Source organism: Anaerofustis sp. NSJ-163 (assembly GCF_024135845.1).
Taxonomy (GTDB): Bacteria; Bacillota; Clostridia; order Eubacteriales; family Anaerofustaceae; genus Anaerofustis; species Anaerofustis butyriciformans.
On the sequence record NZ_JAMYJV010000008.1, the window covers coordinates 22606 to 41046 of the forward strand.

General features: G+C 26.8%; 12 protein-coding genes. 10 read left to right on the top strand and 2 right to left on the bottom strand.

The window, feature by feature from the left end; all coding sequences use genetic code 11:
• The first annotated feature begins 49 nt into the window (after window positions 1–49).
• The 4 genes from M6G78_RS10060 (at window position 50) to M6G78_RS10075 (ending at window position 3955) form a co-directional block, all read left to right on the top strand.
• The gene (locus M6G78_RS10060) at window positions 50–1798 is read left to right on the top strand and encodes a recombinase family protein (RefSeq protein WP_253230302.1); all 1749 of its coding nucleotides are present in this window, start codon (window positions 50–52) and stop codon (window positions 1796–1798) included.
• Between the two features lie 233 nt (window positions 1799–2031).
• Entirely contained in the window at window positions 2032–2712 is a 681-nt protein-coding gene (locus M6G78_RS10065; protein WP_138269477.1) for a hypothetical protein, read from the top strand.
• A gap of 152 nt (window positions 2713–2864) precedes the next feature.
• On the top strand, window positions 2865–3191 hold the full coding sequence (locus M6G78_RS10070) for a hypothetical protein (protein ID WP_138269478.1): 327 nt from the start codon (window positions 2865–2867) through the stop codon (window positions 3189–3191).
• 71 nt (window positions 3192–3262) lie between these two features.
• Entirely contained in the window at window positions 3263–3955 is a 693-nt protein-coding gene (locus M6G78_RS10075; RefSeq protein WP_138269479.1) for a metallophosphoesterase, read from the top strand.
• 470 nt (window positions 3956–4425) lie between these two features.
• On the opposite strand, the gene M6G78_RS10080 is transcribed toward M6G78_RS10075, so the two are convergent.
• Window positions 4426–4611 carry a DUF4926 domain-containing protein gene (locus tag M6G78_RS10080; RefSeq protein ID WP_138269480.1) on the bottom strand — a complete coding sequence of 62 codons (186 nt, stop codon included), beginning with the start codon at window positions 4609–4611 and terminating at the stop codon, window positions 4426–4428.
• Window positions 4612–5033: 422 nt separating this feature from the next.
• Here M6G78_RS10080 and M6G78_RS10085 point away from each other — a divergent pair, with 422 nt between their 5' ends.
• From M6G78_RS10085 to M6G78_RS10100, 4 genes are all read left to right on the top strand, one after another.
• On the top strand, window positions 5034–6170 hold the full coding sequence (locus tag M6G78_RS10085) for an exonuclease SbcCD subunit D (RefSeq protein ID WP_253230303.1): 1137 nt from the start codon (window positions 5034–5036) through the stop codon (window positions 6168–6170).
• Entirely contained in the window at window positions 6170–8914 is a 2745-nt protein-coding gene (locus M6G78_RS10090; protein ID WP_253230304.1) for an AAA family ATPase, read from the top strand. Before M6G78_RS10085 ends, M6G78_RS10090 begins: the two co-directional genes overlap by 1 nt.
• Before the next feature lie 141 nt (window positions 8915–9055).
• Window positions 9056–11761 carry an AAA family ATPase gene (locus M6G78_RS10095; protein WP_253230305.1) on the top strand — a complete coding sequence of 902 codons (2706 nt, stop codon included), beginning with the start codon at window positions 9056–9058 and terminating at the stop codon, window positions 11759–11761.
• A 21-nt stretch (window positions 11762–11782) separates the two neighbouring features.
• Complete coding sequence (locus M6G78_RS10100) at window positions 11783–13066, top strand: McrC family protein (protein WP_253230306.1); 1284 nt, start codon at window positions 11783–11785, stop codon at window positions 13064–13066.
• A 25-nt stretch (window positions 13067–13091) separates the two neighbouring features.
• Here M6G78_RS10100 and M6G78_RS10105 read toward each other — a convergent pair whose 3' ends face one another.
• Complete coding sequence (locus M6G78_RS10105) at window positions 13092–13466, bottom strand: MarR family winged helix-turn-helix transcriptional regulator (protein WP_253230307.1); 375 nt, start codon at window positions 13464–13466, stop codon at window positions 13092–13094.
• Window positions 13467–13638: 172 nt separating this feature from the next.
• On the opposite strand from M6G78_RS10105, the gene M6G78_RS10110 reads away from it, so the two are divergent.
• A complete protein-coding gene (locus tag M6G78_RS10110) occupies window positions 13639–15327 on the top strand; it encodes an MFS transporter (protein WP_253230308.1) in 1689 nt (562 codons plus the stop codon).
• A 1478-nt stretch (window positions 15328–16805) separates the two neighbouring features.
• On the top strand, window positions 16806–18431 hold the full coding sequence (locus tag M6G78_RS10115) for a phospho-sugar mutase (protein ID WP_253230309.1): 1626 nt from the start codon (window positions 16806–16808) through the stop codon (window positions 18429–18431).
• The last annotated feature ends 10 nt before the right edge of the window (window positions 18432–18441 follow it).

Genomic DNA, 18441 nt, shown 5'->3' on the forward strand with positions numbered 1-18441 from the left:
CTATGTGTTATAATAACACTATGATAGGAACACAAAAAGGAGGAGCGATATGAAAGACGTAGAGATTATAAAAGCGCGTAATGTGCTTTCGTCCAGAGCAAGGACAAACTTGACAAAACGCCTGCGTGTTGCTGCCTATTGTCGAGTGAGTACCGATAGTGAAGATCAGCTCAACAGTTACAAATCACAAGTTCAGCATTATACTGACTTGATTAAAAGCAAATCCGAATGGGACTTGGCTGGTATCTATGCAGATGAAGCAATTACTGGTACACAGGTAACGAAGCGGGAGGACTTTCAACGGTTGATTAACGACTGTATGAACGGTGATGTCGATATGATAATCACAAAGTCTATTTCTCGCTTTGCCCGAAATACGCTGGACACGTTGAAGTACGTTCGTATGCTCAAAGAAAAAGGTATTGCCGTTTTCTTTGAAGAAGAAAATATAAACACTTTAACGATGGACGGAGAGTTGCTACTTGTCATTTTGAGTTCTGTTGCACAGCAGGAAGTTGAGAATATTTCCGCTAATGTTAAAAAAGGCTTGAAAATGAAAATGCAGCGCGGCGAACTGGTCGGGTTTCAAGGGTGTTTGGGATATGACTATCACCCAGAGGATAAGAGCATTACAATCAATGAGGAAGAAGCTGAAATAGTACGGTATATCTTTCGACGCTATATCGAGGGAGCCGGAGGTTCTGTAATTGCACATGAGCTTGAAAATTTAGGATATAGGACAAAACGTGGCAGTACCCGATGGGCAGAAACAACAGTTATTGGTATAATCAAAAATGAAAAATATAAAGGCGACATTTTGATGGGGAAAACATTTACACTCGACCCTATCTCTAAACGCCGTTTGGATAATTTCGGTGAAGAAGATCAGTTTTATATCCGAGATCACCATGAAGCCATAATTTCAGAAGAAATGTTTGAAAAGGCACAGGAGATTTTGAAGCGTCGCGCAAAGCCGCGTCGTTTAGGCACAGACGGCAAGCGTGAAAAGTTTAGTCGGAAATATGCCTTTAGTTGTATGCTGGAATGTGGCTTTTGCGGAGGTACGCTTACAAGGCGAAGTTGGCATAGTGGCTCACAGTATAACAAGACTATTTGGCAATGTGTAACTGCCACCAAAAAGGGCAAAAAGTTTTGTCCTGATAGTAAAGGTATTGCCGAAGAAACGATTGAACAGGCATTTATAGAATCCTATCGGCTTCTATGCCAAAATAACAAAGATGTGTTAGACGAATTTATTGCCCGAACAGAAGAAACTCTTTCGGACAGTAATGCAAGCAAGCAGTTAGCCAAAGTAGAAAAGGATATTGCTGCATTGGACGCGAAGCGGGCAAAGTTGGTTGACATGAGGCTTGAAGAAATCATTGACAAAGAAACATACGAACAAAAGTATTTTGATTTGAGTAGCCAGATCGACCAGCTTCAAAAGCAACGCGAGGATTTGCAGCAATCCGCAGAAACAGAAAGTACCATGAAAAGACGCATTTCAGAGTTCCGAAAGACATTGGAGCAGAACGAAGTGCTGAACACTTTTGACCGCTATGTTTTCGAGAGCATAGTTGAAAAAGTGATTGTCGGGGGGTATGATGAAAATGGAAACAAAGACCCGTCTATGCTAACATTTATTTATAAGACCGGATTTGAGAATAGTGTGGACGGGGCAAACTTCAAGCCGCCGAGAAAGAATAGTAAGGCTGCAAAACAATGCGCTGATTTGTGTTCCGATACAACCGACGAGGTAAACGCTATATGTTCCTATCATAGCAACGACACATGTTGAGACTGTGGTTGAGTTGGTTAAAAAAATTGCATTATAAATGATATATTAAATTAAAATATATAAAAAGCTTTATTAAAAAGAAGAAAAATTTAATTACATAGTTTCAAATTTGAAGAAACTTTTCAAAACTTAGTAAAGTTTGTAAAAGATATAGATGTTCCACTAGATGGAATTTTATATAGTTGTGATGAAGTTGTAGATTATTTTGTAAATTAACATGAATCAGGTGAAATATGGGAATAAATATTTTTAATAAAAATCTTAAAATATATAGAAATAGAAAAGAGGTAAATGAATTAAATTATTTTAAATTTATACCTGAAAATTATATTACGTTGAAAAAAAATGTTATAAAAAAAATGGGATTACCTAAAGGTACAATTCTATTTTGTTTGAATACAAATTGTACCAATGCTTTACTTCTTTGTTTTAAAGTGAATGATGAAATCTCTATGCCTTTCGATGATGTTCAATCTGTAATTGATTCTTTACATGACTCAATGGATGATAACACTGGTATAATAGAGGTATCAACAGCCACAACTAAGTTAAGAAAAAAAATTATTTACACTATTATAAAGCATAAAAAACAAGTTTATAATGATCTTCAGTTTGGAGTTGAATATACATTAAATTTAAATATTAAAGTGAATGATGAAGTGTGGTTAATTAATGGGTCTTTTTGTGAAGAAGGAATTACCGGATATAGGGATAATATAATTTATACAACTGTAATGGAGAATATTAACTTGAACAATCCGTTTGATGAATGGATGTATGATCCATATGATAAAAACTATATTCAAGGTTATCTAATGAATATATCAGAGAAACCAGAATATGATTTAATGTTTCCTGAACATCCTTTATCCGAATTGAGAGGATATATTAAATATATTATAGAAAATAATTAAATTTGAAATTATTTTTTTATTTTTATACCTATTCTTTTAGGTTTTTAGTGTTTTAACTTTCTAACGATAAAAACGTGAAATGAAAATTTTAGTTTTTAAAATATATAAAAGCAAAAGGAAGTTCTAAACATATTATATAAAAAGAGGTTTTTATGAGCGAAAATAGAATAAGTGATGGAAGTGCTGCTTTTCTTGTTTATGATAAAGCAATTGATGGTAATGATACTTTTACTAAATGGCTTAATGATAATGGATTTTCTAAATGGGATAAACATGGGTATTATAGTGGATGTTCTTGGGTATATATTAATTTAAACAATAGATTATATGCACCTGGTATGCCAGGCATTGCTATTACAAGTGTTTTAGGAAATCATGCTATTACTATTTCAGAATTTAAAACTATATATAAAATTTATGAAAAATATGATGGAAAGGATGTATTTGTATTTAACACAAAGAAATTTGATTATGATTAAAATATAATCGTATATAATAAATTGATTTATATTTCAACACAAAAGAATGTAAAAATAAAAAGGAACAAAAAATGTACTATATAACAGGAGATAGACACGGAAATTTAGAAGACTTAATTTATTTTACTTTTGAACATATGACGAATATAGATGATGTAATGATAATATTAGGGGATAGCGGTATTAATTATTATCAAGATGAAAGAAGTTATATGATAAAAAATATGTTATTACAGGCAAATATAACATTTTTCTGTATTCACGGTAACCATGAAGAAAGAGCAAGTAATATTAATAGTTACAAAGAGAAGATATGGAAAAATGGTATTGTATATTATGAAGAAGATTACCCTAATTTATTATTTGCAAAAGATGGAGAAATCTATGATTTTGATGGTAAGAAAGTGATTGTTATTGGCGGTGCATATAGTGTTGATAAAGATTATAGACTAAAGAACGGTTTAAACTGGTTTAAATCAGAACAACCAAGTGAAAAAATAAAAGAACATGTGGAAAATAATCTAAATAAAGCAAATTGGGAAGTTGATTATGTTTTATCTCATACATCCTCTTTAAAATATGAGCCTGTAGAGTATTTTCTTCCATTTATTAATCAAAAAAGTGTTGATAAATCTACTGAAAAATGGCTTAATGAAATAGAAAATAAACTAAAATATAAAAGATGGTATTTAGGACATTATCACTGTGAAAAAATAGTTGATAAAATTAAAATAATGTATAAAAGTATAGATGAGTTTAAATAAAAAAGTTATATACCAAAACAACCCAATATATAAGCATGATATCAAATAATAAGCCGCAAAATATAGAAATTACTCTTGATAAAAAAGTTAGGCAAATGTAGAAGAACTTGTTAAAAGAATAAATAAAATTCATATTTTAAATATTCAAATACATAGATAAATTGTAAGAAATGATAATAAAAATAGGTATTCAATTAAAAGTATGAAAATTAAATAATGGCAAACTAAGGACTTTCAATATATATTTATGTTAGATTTGAAATGTTATGCTAAAGATTATTAATCATACAATATTTACACTCTATATAGCTTGCGAACATTAAATATAAAAAGAAAAATTCTAATTAAAGTACAATTTTTGTGAAAATTAAAAAATAATGTTAGACTTTGAAGTCGATTTGTTTTTGTAAATAGATGAAAAAACACGGCGCATAGAATTTGTTGCTGCCATGTTTTTATAATGTTTTATATTAGTTTGAAATCACAAGTTCTAATGCATTACATGGGGTAGTAAAGACACCAATGGTATCACCATTTGAATCGAAGAATTCAACCTCATAATAAGTGCCATCATATTCTAAAACAATTGCACCTTTAGTTCCAACGGGAAGACCATTAAATTCTTTAATAAGTTTTACTACATCTAACTCTTTCATAATCTATCTTTAAAATCCTTTAATATAGGTATTGTTATTTTTATAATAAGAGCATTATATATTTTACTAAAACTAATTATAATATATCTTATCAAATAAGTTAAGTACAAAAGTAATAATATAAATTAATGTTTATTGGTGCGTTAATATTATTTTCTTATTTATTTAACCATAAAATAGGAGTATAGTTTTAAGATATAAAGACATATGCATTATAAACTATATTGATTAACCTTATTTATAAATATTACTTGATAATAAAATAATAGGTTATGTGTTACTTAATATTTCTAAAAAAACCTAAAATAATTTTAAGTTGTTACTTGATATTTTTATTTAGTAACAACTTATTTTTATGTTATTATAAAATTTATAGAATGAAAATGATTAAGGTTTAAAATAATTTTATTTGGGAGTAAGAAATGAAATTTATGCATTTGTCGGATCTTCATTTAGGGAAAAAAGTAAACGGTTATTCAATGATTGAAGATCAAAAATATATTATAAATAACATATTAGAAATTATAGATAATGAAAATATTGAAAGTGTAATAATTGCAGGAGATGTATATGATAAAAGTGTACCTCCTGTAGATGCGGTTGAGTTATTTAATGATTTTCTTGAAGAACTTGAAAATAGAAATCTTTATGTATTTGTAATAAGCGGGAATCACGATTCACCGGAGCGTATTGCCTTTGGTAATTCATTTATGCGTAAAAGTAAAATATATTTTTCTCCTGTATATAACGGAGAAATTAGTGAAATAGAATTAAATGATGAATACGGGAAAATAAATGTATGGATGTTACCTTTTATAAAACCGTTAAATGTTCGTAAGGTTTATGAAGATAAGGTAATAAATACATATAATGATGCTGTAAAAACAGTAATAGATAATCTTAAAATAGATACAAACGAAAGAAATATAATGATTACACATCAATTTGTAACGGGAGCAGAAAGAACAGATTCAGAAGAAATATCAGTAGGTGGAAGCGATAATATAGATGTATCGAATTTTGATAAGTTTGATTATACAGCTTTAGGACATATACACCGTCCTCAAAATTGTAAATCAGAAAGAGTTAGATACTCGGGAACACCACTTAAATATTCATTTTCGGAAGCTAAGGATAAAAAAAGTGCAACGATTATAGATATTAAGGAAAAGAATAATATAAGCATTAAAATCGTTCCTTTTAAACCTTTAAGGGATATGGTAGAAATAAAGGGAAAATATAATGATATTATGCGACTTAATTTTTATAAGGATACATCTTACAGGGAAGATTATATGCATATTATTCTTACAGATGAAGAGGATATACCTGATGTTATAACAAAACTTAGAGCAGTTTATCATAATATAATGAAAGTTGACTATGATAACATGAGAACGAGAACTTCAAATAAGATTAAAGAAATTGAAAATATAGAAAGTTTTTCTCCTTTTGAATTATTCTCGGATTTTTATAAACAGCAGAATAACCAAAGTATGAATGAAGAACAGAATAATTATATTAAAAATACGATTGAAGAAATATGGGGGAATGATTAATGAGACCAACTAAACTTATAATGTCAGCTTTTGGTCCATATTCAAATAAAGTTGAAATTGATTTTGATAAACTTGGGGAAAACGGACTATATTTAATAACAGGTGATACCGGTGCAGGCAAAACAACTATTTTTGATGCAATAACATATGCATTATATGGAAGAGCCAGCGGAGAAAACAGAGATGCAAGCATGTTTCGTTCAAAATATGCACTTGAAAGCACACCAACAAGTGTTGCACTAAGTTTTACATACTCCGGTAAAGACTATTATATAAAAAGAAATCCCGAATATGTTAGACCTAAAAGCAGAGGAGATGGGTTTACGACTCAAAAGGCAAGTGCAGAACTATATTTACCAAACGGTAAAACAATAGATAAACCCAAAGAAGTAAATGATGCTGTTATAGATATTTTAGGTGTTGATTATCATCAATTTACTCAAATTGTTATGATTGCACAAGGGGACTTCTTAAAATTATTAAATTCTTCTACGGATGAAAGAAAACAGATTTTTCAAAAATTATTTAAGACACAAAAATATAATTTACTTCAAGAAAAAATAAAAGAGGATTTTTTAGAAATAAATAAAAAGTATAACAGCTTGAAAAGTACTATTATGCAGTATATTGATGGAATAAAATGTGAAGAGGATGAGAATCTTTATTTAACAATAGAAAAGATAAAAAATGATGAAGCTCCATTTATAGATGTTATTCCGTTAATAAAAGATAATATAAATAATAGTGAAGAAGAAGAAAAAAAATGTCAAAGTGAACTAGATAAAATAGATGGTGAAATAGAAGAAATTACAAAAATTCTTACAAAAGCTAAAACTCTTATGGATGCTAAGAAAAGCATTAAAAAATCAGAACAAGATCTTCTTAAAAAAGAAGAAGAAAAAAATAAATTAAGTTTAAAAGTTGAAGAAGCAAAGAAAGAATACGATAAGAGAGATGACATATTAAATGAAATTACACAAATTGAAATCAAGCTTGATGATTATGATGAGCTTGAAAAAAATATAAATGAAGAAGAAAATATAAGAAATAGAATAGATGATAATGATAAATTATTTAATAAAAAATCTTTAAGTAAAGATAAGTTGGAAGAAGATATAAAGAATATAGAAGAAGAAATAAGAAGTATAGACGAAATAATAAAAAATAAAAGTAAATATATTGAGAAGAAGTCAAAATTAGAAGAAGAAAAAAAAGATATTGATACTATCATAAATGATAAAGAAAACTTTGATAAAACAAAAGAAACATATGAAAATCTGCTTAAAGATTACAAAATAAAATCCGAAAAGGCACGAGCTTTAAAGGAAAAGTACGATAAAGGAAACAGAGCTTATCTCGATGAACAAGCAGGTATTTTAGCTAAGAACTTAATAGAAAATGAGCCTTGTCCTGTATGTGGTTCAACTTCTCATCCAAATCCTGCAAAACAAGAGTTTAATGCTCCTACAAAAGAAGAACTTGAAAAACTAAAAAGTGAATTTGAAAAAGCACAAGAAGAAGAAAGAAAAGCCAGTGAAAAAGCAGGAGAGGTAAAAGGTTCCTTAAAAGAAATTGAAGAAAGATTAAATAAACTTTCAAATGACATTTTAAATGGTAAATCTTTAGAAGAAAAGAAAGATGATGTAGATAATCTTTTAAATGAAGTATTAGATAAAATAAGTGATATAGAAGATAAAGAAACAACAAAAGAAAAACTTAATCAGTCACTTCAAAAAAACAAAGATAACTTAACGAAGTTAAAAGATGAAATTCAAAACATTATAAATTCAAAACTTACCGATGAAACTATGCTAAAAAATATTTCTCAAAGAATAGATAACTTAAAAGGTAATCTTAAATATGAGAATAAAAATCATGCTTTAAAAACAAAAAAAAGTTTAGAACAAACTAAAAAATCTATTGAAGAAAATTATAAAGAAACAAATGAAGCATTTGAAGATTGTAAAAGAAGTATTGATGAGATAAAAATAAAAATAGATACTAATAAAGAAATTATAAAAAATAGTGAAGATGTTGATATAACAAAAGAAGAAGAAAAACAAACATATTTAAAAACAGAAAAACAAAATTTACAAAATAAGCAAAAAAATATTAACCTAACAAAAGAAATTAATTCTTCATATTTAGAAAAAATACAATCAAAGCTTAAAGAACAAGAAAAGGTTGAAGAAAAATATAAATGGTTAAACGCATTAAGCAGTACTGCAAACGGAACTTTAACAGGTAAAGAAAAGATAATGCTTGAAACATATATACAAATGGCATATTTTGACAGAATAATTAACAGGGCAAATATTAGATTAATCAGTATGACTTCGGGACAGTATGAATTAATAAGAAAAACTTCTGCTGATAATAAAAGAAAGCAAAGCGGATTGGAACTTGATGTAATAGACCATTATAACGGCTCAAAAAGAGATGTAAAATCATTATCAGGAGGGGAATCTTTTAAGGCGTCGTTATGTTTGGCACTTGGATTATGTGATGAAATACAGTCCTCTGCAGGAGGAATAAAACTTGATACAATGTTTGTTGATGAGGGTTTCGGTTCTCTTGATGAAGAATCTTTATCTCAGGCTATAAGAACACTTTCATCATTATGTGAAGGTAACAGGCTTGTAGGGATAATTTCTCATGTAAGCGAACTAAGAGAAAAAATTGATAAGCAGATTATAGTAAAAAAAGAAAAAACGGGTGGGAGCAAGGTAATAGTCGAAGTATAATAAAAAAACTTCTTAAAATTTAATATTTTAGGAAGTTTTTTATTTTTTGTTTTTATTTGTAAGTATATATAATTGAGTTTGATATTTTGTTGTGATAAAATTTTTTATAACAGGTGATAAGTTATCATAAGGAGAAATAATATGGATAATAAAATCGGTTTAACATGGATAAATTTTTATATGGAATTTGCTTCAGTTTTATTAAATTATAAAAATAATAGAAATGTTCTTATAGATAAGTTGAAAAAAATATATAGAGAGAATGAACAATATATTAAATTTCCTACATTTGAAAAAAATAAAGACATTATAGATATCGATCCTTTTTCAGTTTTTGGTCTTTTTAATAAGGGAATAAAAGATAGTAACAGGAAACTAATTTTAGAAGGTATATCAAAAGAATTTGGAGTTAAAAGTAATATTCCTTTAGACTTTGATGGAGTTCCATATATGAATAATCGTAAAGCATCTTTCTTCTCTTTTATTGAAAAGAGAGGAGCAGGAGATATAGACGGGCTTTGGAATATGTTTGAAGCGGGAATTAATTACGCAGATAATAAAAATGATAAAACGAGAAATGATTTTATTATTGCTTATAATAATGTAATAAAGCAATATGGTGTATATTGGAATATTACAATGGGATTATTTTGGATTCGTCCCAATACATATATAAGTTTAGATTTAGTGAATAGAGAATACATTTTATCATGTGATATTATTGATAAAAAAGTACATTACATAACAGATGGATTAAGAAAGATGCCAATGGGACAAGATTATCTATATTTGATTGATAATATTTCTGCTAATTTAAAAAGTGGAAAATATCAATTTAAAAACTTTGTTGAATTATCTTCTTTTGCATGGACTGATTACAATAACAAAAAAAATAATATAGTTAAAGATATTAAATCTTATCAAAATATCGAAGAATATAATCCAAATATTACAAAAGAACAATGGAAAAAATATATTACTGAAATTGAAAAACCGTCAAATTCATCCTCAATAAAAATGTTAAAAGGAATAATGAAATTAGGTGGGGAAGCTTCGTGTGATGTATTAATAGAAAATTATGGAGGAAATTTGGATTATTATGTAAAGGCTACGTTAGGGCTTGGTAAAAATGCAAAAAAATACTTTAATTTAGAAAATTACATAGAGAATGGTAAAGAAAGAATATATGTAATTCCTTTTGTAGGTAAAAAAACAAATGAAAATAATGCTGATAATTTTGTTTACTCCATAAGGAAAGAATTAAGAGAAGCATTAAATGAAATAGATTTATCAGATATTTCACCATTTTGTGAAAATGAAAATTTACCTAAAGGTAGAATGAAAGAAGAAAAGAATATGCAAGTAACAGATATAAGAAAAAATACTATTTTATATGGACCTCCAGGAACAGGTAAAACATATAATACTGTATTATATGCAGTTGCAATAATAGAAAATAAAAAATTGACTGATATAAAAAGTGAAAAATATGAAGAAGTTTTTAAAAGATATAATCAGTATAAATCAGATGGGTTAATTGAATTTACAACATTTCATCAATCTTATGGATATGAAGAATTTATAGAGGGTATAAAACCGATTATTAATAATGATGAAGATGAAAATAGTGATGTGAATTATAAAATTGAACCGGGTGTTTTTAAGGCTTTTTGCGATAAAGCAGAAACAGCTTCTCTAAATAATTTAAATTTTAATTTAGAATTAAATAGTTCGCCTGAAATATGGAAAGTTTCCTTAGAGGGGACTGGTGAAAACAGAACAAGAAGCGAATGTATGGAAAATGGTCATATAAGAATTGGATATGATTCTTATGGTGAAAATATAGAAGATGAAACTAAATTTGAATTTGGAGGTAAGAATGTTTTAAATGCATTTATTTCCAAAATGAAAGTAGGGGATATTGTTTTATCTTGTTATAGTTCTACCACAATTGATGCTATTGGTATTGTAAGCGGGGAATATGAATGGCATGATGAATATGAAAAATATAAACGCTTAAGAAAAGTGAAATGGATAGTAAAAGGGATAAAAGAAAATATTGTTGATATAAATAATGGCTGTTCCTTGACATTAGCTTCTGTATATAAATTAAATATTTCCTTGTCAGACGTAATAAATATTATTTCAAAATATTCGGATATATTGTTACATTCTAAAAAAGAAAAAAGAAATTTTGTTTTTATAATTGATGAAATAAACAGAGGTAATATTTCAAGCATATTTGGGGAACTTATTACTCTTATTGAAGAAAGTAAAAGAATAGGCGCTAAAGAAGAATTAAAACTAAGATTACCTTATTCAAAGAAACTTTTTGGAGTTTTAGATAATATATACATACTTGGAACGATGAACACTGCCGATCGTTCTATTGCTCTTATTGATACTGCTCTTAGACGTCGTTTTGATTTTGTTGAAGTATTACCAAATGAAGAGGTTTTAAAGGACGTATATGTGGAGGGTGTTTCTATTAAAGATATGCTTAAAAAGATAAATATGAGAATAGCGACATTATATGACAGAGAACATATGATTGGTCATTCATACTTTATTCCACTTATAAATAATCCTGATTTGAATACTTTATCAATGATATTTAAAAAGAATATTATTCCGTTATTACAAGAGTATTTTTATGAAGATTATGAAAAGATTGGTTTAATTCTTGGGGATAACAATAAAAACGATGAAGAAAAATTTATTGTTAAGAAATATTATGATTATAATATGTTGTTTGGAAATAATGTAGATATTGATATAGATATACCTTATATATATGAAATTAATGAAGAAGCATTTGAAAATATTAATGCTTATAAGATGATATAAGTTGAAAGAAGTAAAATTTATATGAAAAAGATATATCAAATTAAAGAATATGGTTCGTTCTCAAAAGATAGAGATGTTAAAGGATATATTTCTCTACCTGATGATACTTTTGATGATTTAGAAAATTTTATACTATCAAATTCTTTTAAATATACTCAAACCCTTGATATTATGAAGCTTTCGGTTCAAAGGGGTGTAGGGAAAATTATTACAGCCCAAAACTATGTTGGTATGATTACAATGAACGACGGAACTATTATAGAGATACTTCCTAAAATTTATTCAAAAGAAGAAGAGAATGAACAAAAGACAAAAAAGCTTTTTATCGATATGCTGAAATCATTTAAAGAATTCCCATATAAAAACTTTCAAATGTCTAATATGGATATTTCAAAAATGAGCATATTTGAAATATTTATAAGAATGTTTATTGATGAAGTTTTTTATATTGTAAAAAGAGGAATAAAAAGTGATTACCAAAGAATATCAGAAAATAAACCGTTTTTAAAGGGTAAAATAGATTTCTCAAAACAAATTAAATATAATTTAATACATAAAGAAAGATTTTTTGTTCGTTATAATGACTATAATACTAATTGTATTGAAAACAGAATTATAAAAGAAACTTTATTATATTTATATAAATTTACATCTTCATCAAAAAACAAAAAAGATATAAAAATTCTTTTAAATAATTTTGAGAATGTTAGTACACTTAAAGTATATTCAAAAGTTGATTTTGATAATTTAGTTATAGACAGGAATAAAAAATATTATGAAAGAGCTATAATGTGGAGTGAAATTTTCCTTTTTGGTAAAAGTTTTACTTCTTTCTCAGGTTCTAAAATATCTTTTGCTTTATTATTCCCAATGGAAAAATTATTTGAAAAATATATTGCAAAACAATTAAAATTAGTAATTAGTAATAATAAATACTCTATCTCTTTTCAAGATGGCAGATATCATTTATTTGAAGAGCCTCAAAAGAAATTCTTAATAAAACCTGATATTGTTTTAAAAGATAAGATTAATAATTATATTTATGTAATGGATACAAAGTGGAAACTTTTATCAAAAAAATTTAGTAATTATGGTATATCACAATCTGATATTTATCAAATGTATGCTTATAATAAAAAATATGATTCTAGGAATGTAACATTACTATATCCTCTTACGCCAAACATAGATGAGAATAAAAAAATAAGATTTTCTTCAAATGATGGCGCAAGAATAAATGTTGAATTTATAGATTTATATAATGTTAAAGATTCACTTAAACAAATAATAAATAATATGAATTAAAAAACACTCTTATATAGAGTGTTTTTTATTCGTCCATTGATATGGTTGAATTCGCAGCAAGGAGTAAAAGTTTTTTAAATTCGTTTTTTTCTTCTTTTGTCATTTTATCTGTCATTCTATCAAAACATATTTTAACTTGTTCTTTTACAAAAGGGTATACTTCTAAAGCTTTATTTGTTGGTTTAATATCATATTTTCTTTTATCTTTTATATTTGTCGTTCTTTCAACAAAACCTCTTTCTTCCATTTTATTTAAAGTTTTAGCAACTACACTTTTATCAAGTCCTATTTTTTTTGTTATTTCATCTTGAGTTATTTTTTCAAAGTCACAAATAATTAAAATAATAACAGCTTGAGGTGCCGTTAAATCGTATTTTGCACAGTTCTTATTAAGAAACATATGTGATTTTCTATATAGTATAGATATAAATTTAAAAGGGTTATCCATAATACAAACATAAAAATCCTCCAGTTATATATTAAATATTATAGTTGGTTCATATAATATTTGCAAATATTTTTTAGTGGCAATTGCCACTATATTATATTTTGACAAAAAAGGAGTGCATTATATGGAAAAAATAACAAAAATATGGAATAAAAATTTTATTTTATTATTTATTACTAATCTTTTGGTTTTAGCGGCCTTTTATGCTTCTATACCTATTATTCCGGTATATTGTCAACAAATAGGGATAACCGGTTCAAAAGTTGGTATTGTACTAACTGCTATGTCGGTTGCAACAATCTTGTTTCGTCCAATAGCCGGATATTTACTTGATAACTTTAACCGTTATCTTATATATGTTTTGTTTTTGGCACTATTTTGCTTATCTTTCCCAAGTTTTATTTTATTTCCAATGTTTGCTGCACTAATTGTAATACGTTTATATATGGGTGCTGTTTATTCTGTTTGTGGTTCGGCAACAATGACTCTTGCCAGCGATGTTTTGCCACCTTCAAAGATTACAGAGGGAATAAGTAGATTTGCATTTACAATTTCAATTGGTATGGCAGTTGGTCCTTTTGTAGGTATTCAAGTTCAAAACTATTTAAGCAGTAAAGCTTCATTTCTTACTGTTTTTGCAATAACAGTTGTAGCCTTAATATGTGTGCTATGCTGTAAAATAAAATATCCTAAAGTAGAAAGAAAGAAATTTGCACTAAAAGATACAATTTATAAACCTGCTTTTCCATTTATGTTTAATATGATGTTCCTTATGATTCCATATGGAGCAGTTATAGCATATTCATCAATTTTAGCGGGAGAAAAGAATTTAACAGGATTTCTTCCTTATTTTTATATTTTCCTTGTTGTAGGAATGCTTTTATCAAAACTATCTACACAAAAAATGATTGATGCAGGAAAACATAAAGTATTAGTGTATATTAGTTTATTAATTTTAATATTAACAATGGTTAGTTATAAATTCTTAAATACAGGTATACATTTACTTTTAGCGGGATTTTTCTTTGGTCTTGGTTATGGTATATTACAACCTTTATTCCAGTCCTTTGTTACCGGTACTACACCAGCACCAAAGAGGGGAGTAGCAAATGCAACATATCTATTATCATATGATATTGGTATTGGTTCTTTATTAATGGGTTTTATGCAGGAAAGCATAGGACTATCTAATGGTTTTGCATTAACCGTAGTAGCTTATGTTGTTGGTTTCATTATTTATATGTTATATGTAGATAAATACTATGAAAAATTTAAAAACAAAGAAGGTTCAAAAAAAGAACACAAAGGTTTCTTATCAGAGTATATGGAACATGAAATATATACTATTAATGAAAATAAGACGGTTAGAGATGCCATAACATTCTTTACGGAAAAAAATATTAGTGGAGCTCCTATTATATCTGAAACAGGGAAACCAGTGGGGTATATTACAGATGGAGATATTATGAGATATATGAAAGTAGATGAGCATCATCCTACAGCTATAGATAGTTCTATAATGTTTATGGATTATTTTTGGAATACAGATAATGAATTTGAAGAAAAACTTAATTCTATTATGGACTTAAATGTACTTGAGATAGGTACAAATAAGCCTATTACTATTGATATTAATGCATCAATGGAAGAAGCTTTAAAATTACTTAGTGAAACAGGTATAAAGAAAATACCGGTAATCAAGGATAATAAAATTGTTGGAATAATTTCTCGTAGTGTTGTAACACAGTTCTTAGTTAAGAGATATCTTGTAAAACAATACTTAAAAAATAAAAAGAAAGAAGAAATTGTTTAATAATAATTTAAATGAAAAAGATCATTTATTATATGGTCTTTTTTATCTTTTATATCCTTTTTTTACCTTACGTTTAATATGATATCTTTAATTTTATATATTATAAATTTTATTTTAATTTTAACCTTTTAACTTTTTTTATTTTAATTAATTATGTTGTTTCTTATATTATATTTATGTTTTGATACATTTAGTTTCAAATGTTTTCTTTAAAAATATAAAATTCTCTATTGTTATATGAATGTTATTTTAAATTTATAATAATTTAAAGATAATATAAAAATATTTTACATATTTTTATATTATTGGGTATGTTTAACTTATTGAATTAATCATTCGGTAAAATTGCATTGAAATTTTATTATTTTACTGTATGCAGTTATGAAGAGTTTATTTAAAAATTATTGATAAATCTTTGCCTATAAAAGTATTGATATTAAAAATTTTATAAATTGTACAGTTATTTGAAAATTTTTATATACCTTTGAAATGTTGGAATTTTGTTATATTATTTTGTGCTTTTATTGCAATAAATTATATTATTTATAGATAAAATAATATGTTTGATATCGCAAACAGCAAATTTACATTTAAAACATAAATTAAAAAAAATAAAGTAAATATTTAGGTGATTTATGTGTATATAAAAAAAATAAATACTTGTAAAATAAGTTATAAAAAGGAATTGTTTATATTATTTTTATTCTTAAAATTTTTTTACTAAACAAAGTTTTCAGCACAAATATATTTATATAATATATATTCATAAGTTTGTATAAATATAATCCAAAAGTTTATTTTTATGATATAATTAAAAAGAAAAAAGATTTACAATTAATTTAATATAAATAAATATGCAAACAAAATTCTATGAAAAAAATAAAATATTATTCATGAAATTTGCAATCAAAAAGGTAGGAAATATAAAATTGATTAATATGATTTATTTTTATCGCTTTTTATTATTTATGGTAAAAAATAAACGTAAATTAATCAAAATAAATTATATCTGAAATAATAAGAAAAAAAATTAGAAAAATGGAATATACAAGCTATAATAGTATTGATATGAATAATAACTATATATAGTGTTTTAACAAATAAAATTAAAATAATTTTTGTTATTATTCTAATTTTTTACATAAAATTTAAGACAAATATTTATAATACTGCTATAATATAAATACAAAAAAACTTTATTAGATTTTTAGTTCATTCAATTATTTTTATGGAAAATTTTAAATCAAAATAAAATGCTAGATTATAAAAATTTTTTTATTTTCTCATTCTATTTGTTTTCAGTATTTTTGTAAATAAAAAAAATATATGTTATTTTTTGTGGTTTCGTAAAAGTTGTGTAAATATTCTGTATTTATACAACCTACTCTTGAAAAATTACAATGAAAACGTTATAATTAACATATGAAATCGTTTCACTTTTTAAGTGTGAAATAATAAATTTTAAAGAGGTGTAGAGTATGACAGATATGCTAGAAAAGGTAAAAAAATGGAAGGACAGTGTATTACTTACTGACAGTGAAAAACAGACACTTAATTCGATGAGTGACGAAGAATTAAGCTCGGCTTTTTCACAAGAATTAAAGTTTGGTACTGCAGGTCTTAGAGGTATAATGGGACTTGGTACAAACAGGATGAATATTTATGTTGTCAGAAGAGCAACAATGGGACTTGCTATGTATTTAAACAAATACTTTGATAATCCAACAGTTGTAATAAGTTATGACAGCAGAAATAATTCAAGATTATTTGCCGAAGAGTCAATGGGAGTTTTGGCAGCAAATGGAATAAAAACATATATGTTTAGTGAACTTATGCCTGTTCCCGCACTTTCATTCGCAACAAGATTTTTAAAATGCGATGCGGGTATAATGATTACGGCAAGTCACAATCCGAAAGAATATAACGGATACAAGGTTTATGCTTCAACAGGTGGTCAAATATTAGACGAAACAGCAGACGAAATAGAAACCAATATAGCTGGAATAGATATTTTCGAGGATGTTAAATATATATCTTTTGACGAAGCAATTAATGGGAACGGAGAATATGTTCCAAAAGAAGTTATGGATGCATATTTTGAAGAAGCAAACAAAGCTTCAGATTGGTCAAGTGAAAGAGATATTTCAATCGTATATACACCTCTTAATGGTTCAGGTAATAAACCTGTGCAACAAATTCTATCAATGAATGGTTTTGATAAAGTATATGTAGTGAAAGAACAAGAAGAACCTGACGGTAATTTCCCTACATGTCCTGCACCTAATCCAGAAAAATATGAAGTATATGGTCCTGCAATTAAACTTGCAAAAGAAAAAGATGCAGATGTAATTGTTGCAACAGACCCTGACTGTGACAGAGCCGGTATGATGATTAAAGTTGGTGATGATTATCAAGTATTAACAGGTAATCAAATCGGAATGTTGCTTGCTGATTACATAAGTTCAAGAGTTGATAATCCACAAGATAAAACTATTGTAACATCAGTAGTAAGTACTCCTATGGTTGATAAAGTAGTAGGAAAATACGGTGTAAGCGTTAGAAGAACACTTGTTGGATTTAAGTGGATTGGTGAACAAATTGACTTATTAAAAGATTCATTTATTTTTGGATTTGAAGAAAGTTATGGATATTTAGTTGGTCAATATGCAAGAGACAAAGACGGTATTGTTGCTGCAAAATTAATTTGTCAAATGGCTGCTTATTATAAAGCACAAGGTAAAACATTATTTGATGTACTAAATGGTTTATATAAAGAGTTTGGTCACTGTGTTGATATAACTGTAAGCGTTGATATTGATGATATATCACAAGTATCAAGTATCATGGATAAGATTTCAACAAAAGAAAGTGCAAATGAAGTATTTTTAGATGTAGTTAAATATGAAGATTATAGCAAAGAAGGAACAGGGCTTCCTATAACAAATATGATTTTAATTGAAAAAGGTGACGGAACAAGGGTAATTGTAAGACCTTCCGGTACAGAACCAAAAGTAAAACTTTACATGTCTTTCTATGAAGATGATGAAGCTAAATTAGAAGAAAGAAAAGCAGATATTTTAAATCGCTTTAACACAATTTTATAATTTTAGGAGG

Coding starts and splice junctions, on each gene's coding strand:
- M6G78_RS10060 (WP_253230302.1), top strand. CDS start 50: ATGAAAGACGTAGAGATTATAAAAGCGCGTAATGTGCTTTCGTCCAGA.
- M6G78_RS10065 (WP_138269477.1), top strand. CDS start 2,032: ATGGGAATAAATATTTTTAATAAAAATCTTAAAATATATAGAAATAGA.
- M6G78_RS10070 (WP_138269478.1), top strand. CDS start 2,865: ATGAGCGAAAATAGAATAAGTGATGGAAGTGCTGCTTTTCTTGTTTAT.
- M6G78_RS10075 (WP_138269479.1), top strand. CDS start 3,263: ATGTACTATATAACAGGAGATAGACACGGAAATTTAGAAGACTTAATT.
- M6G78_RS10080 (WP_138269480.1), bottom strand. CDS start 4,611: ATGAAAGAGTTAGATGTAGTAAAACTTATTAAAGAATTTAATGGTCTT.
- M6G78_RS10085 (WP_253230303.1), top strand. CDS start 5,034: ATGAAATTTATGCATTTGTCGGATCTTCATTTAGGGAAAAAAGTAAAC.
- M6G78_RS10090 (WP_253230304.1), top strand. CDS start 6,170: ATGAGACCAACTAAACTTATAATGTCAGCTTTTGGTCCATATTCAAAT.
- M6G78_RS10095 (WP_253230305.1), top strand. CDS start 9,056: ATGGATAATAAAATCGGTTTAACATGGATAAATTTTTATATGGAATTT.
- M6G78_RS10100 (WP_253230306.1), top strand. CDS start 11,783: ATGAAAAAGATATATCAAATTAAAGAATATGGTTCGTTCTCAAAAGAT.
- M6G78_RS10105 (WP_253230307.1), bottom strand. CDS start 13,466: ATGTTTCTTAATAAGAACTGTGCAAAATACGATTTAACGGCACCTCAA.
- M6G78_RS10110 (WP_253230308.1), top strand. CDS start 13,639: ATGGAAAAAATAACAAAAATATGGAATAAAAATTTTATTTTATTATTT.
- M6G78_RS10115 (WP_253230309.1), top strand. CDS start 16,806: ATGACAGATATGCTAGAAAAGGTAAAAAAATGGAAGGACAGTGTATTA.